General features: G+C 76.3%; 2 protein-coding genes. Both read right to left on the bottom strand.

Annotated features, from left to right (window positions below; all coding sequences use genetic code 11):
* Window positions 1-357 (bottom strand): beta-ketoacyl synthase N-terminal-like domain-containing protein (locus VR44_RS26280; RefSeq protein WP_045950080.1); only part of this gene is annotated, 357 nt, incomplete at its 3' end.
* A gap of 45 nt (window positions 358-402) precedes the next feature.
* Window positions 403-1,868 (bottom strand): type I polyketide synthase (locus VR44_RS26275; protein ID WP_157880410.1); only part of this gene is annotated, 1,466 nt, incomplete at its 5' end.

The raw sequence follows: 1,868 nt of genomic DNA, 5'->3' as shown, positions 1-1,868 counted from the left end.
CTGCTGGGGGTCCATGGCCTGCGCCTCACGCGGGGAGATCCCGAAGAAGTCCGCGTCGAAGCGGTCCGCGTCGTACAGGAACCCGCCGACCGGGTCGTGCCCGGTGGGGGAGTAGGCCGCGCCCACGTCCCAGCCGCGGTCGGCGGGGAAGGCCGACATCCCGTCCCCGCCCCGGGAGACGAGCTCCCACAGCTCCTCCGGGGAGGTGACACCGCCGGGGAAGCGGCAGCCCATCCCCACGATGGCGACCGGCTCGCCCGCGGCGGCCTCCGCCTCCCGCAGGCGCCGCCGTGTCTCCTGGAGGTCGGCGGTCGCCTTGCGGAGGTAACTGCGGAGCTTCTCCTCGGTGTCTGCCATCGCGGAGCCGATCCCCGTTCCTGTAGTAGCCGTCTTCCGGGCCGGCTACACGTCGCTGTCGATCAGGGCGAACAGCTCGTCGTCGCTGGCGGATTCGATGCTCACCGGGGTGTCTGGATTCTCACTTGAATCGGCCGAGAGGAACGGGACGGAAGCCGTCGAGACCGCCGTGGGATCCGCTCCGGATCCGGCGTACTTCGCCGCCAGCTCCAGCAGCCGGGACACGATGCGCGACCGGTCCCCGTCCGTGCCGGAGACGGAGGACAGCAGGTCATCGACGAGGCCGAGGCCGGCCAGCACCCGGTCGGCGGAGGGCCGCCGGCTGCGGGCCAGCTCCTCGCCCAGGTGCGCGGCGAGCGCCAGCGGCGTCGGGTGGTCGAAGGCGAGCGTCGCCGACAGCCGCAGCCCCGTGGCTCGATTCATACGGTTGCGGAGCTCCACCGCGCTCAGCGAGTCGAACCCGAGGGCCTTGAAGGCCTGTTCCGGCTCGATCTGCGCCGCCGAGGCGTGGCCCAGGACCGCGGCGACCTGCCCGACGACCAGTTCCACGAGCCGTTCCGTCCGCTCGGCCTCCGGCAGGCCCGCCAACCGGTCGGCCAGGGCGGGACCGGCCGTCTCCGGCCCGGCCCCGGCGGCGGCCCGCACGCCCTCCGCACCCTGCGCCCCGACGGCCGCCGCCCGGCGGGCGGGGACGCGCACCAGCCCGCGCAGCAGCGCAGGCAGGGTGCCGGCCGCCGCCCGCTCCCGCAGGGCCGCCGTCTCCAGCTTCAGCGCCAGGACCGGGCACTCCCCGGTGCCGTGGGCGGCGTCGAAGAAGGCCAGGCCCTGCGCGGAGGACATCTCGGCGATCCCCGCCCGGCCGAGCCGGCGCACGGCCGTCTCGTCCAGGTGCCCGGTCATCGCGCTGCGTTCCGCCCAGAAGCCCCAGGCCACCGCCGTGCCGGGCAGGCCGGACGCCCGCCGGTGCGCGGCGAGGGCGTCGAGGAAGACGTTCGCCGCCGCGTAGTGCGCCTGGCCGGAGGTGCCGAAGGTGCCGGCGGCCCCGGAGAACAGGACGAACTCCGCCAGGTCCAGGTCGCGGGTGAGCTCGTGCAGGTGCAGCGCCGCGTCCACCTTGGGCCGCAGCACGGCGTCCGCGCGCTCCCCGGTGAGGGAGGTCAGCACCCCGTCGTCGAGGACCCCCGCGGCATGGATCACCGCGGTCAGCGGCCGCTCCGCCGGTACGGAGGCCAGGACGGCGGCGAGCGCCGCCCGGTCGGCGGTGTCGCAGGCGGCGACGGTGGCCGTGGCCCCCGACCCGGCGAGCTCGGCGACCAGTTCGCGGGCGCCGGGCGCGTCCGGGCCCGTACGGGTGGTCAGCAGCAGGTGCCGGACCCCGTACGAGGCCACCAGGTGGCGGGCGACCAGCCGGCCGAGGGTGCCGGTGCCGCCGGTGATCAGGACGGTGCCCTCCGGGCCGTAGCCGGCGCCCTCGCGCCCGCCGGCCGGGGCGTCGAGGCGGGCCAGGCGGG

This window comes from Streptomyces katrae (genome assembly GCF_000966975.1).
In the GTDB taxonomy this organism is placed as follows: Bacteria; Actinomycetota; Actinomycetes; order Streptomycetales; family Streptomycetaceae; genus Streptomyces; species Streptomyces katrae.
Note: the sequence above shows the minus strand (reverse complement) of the source record. Positions and strands in the feature narration are given on the sequence as shown.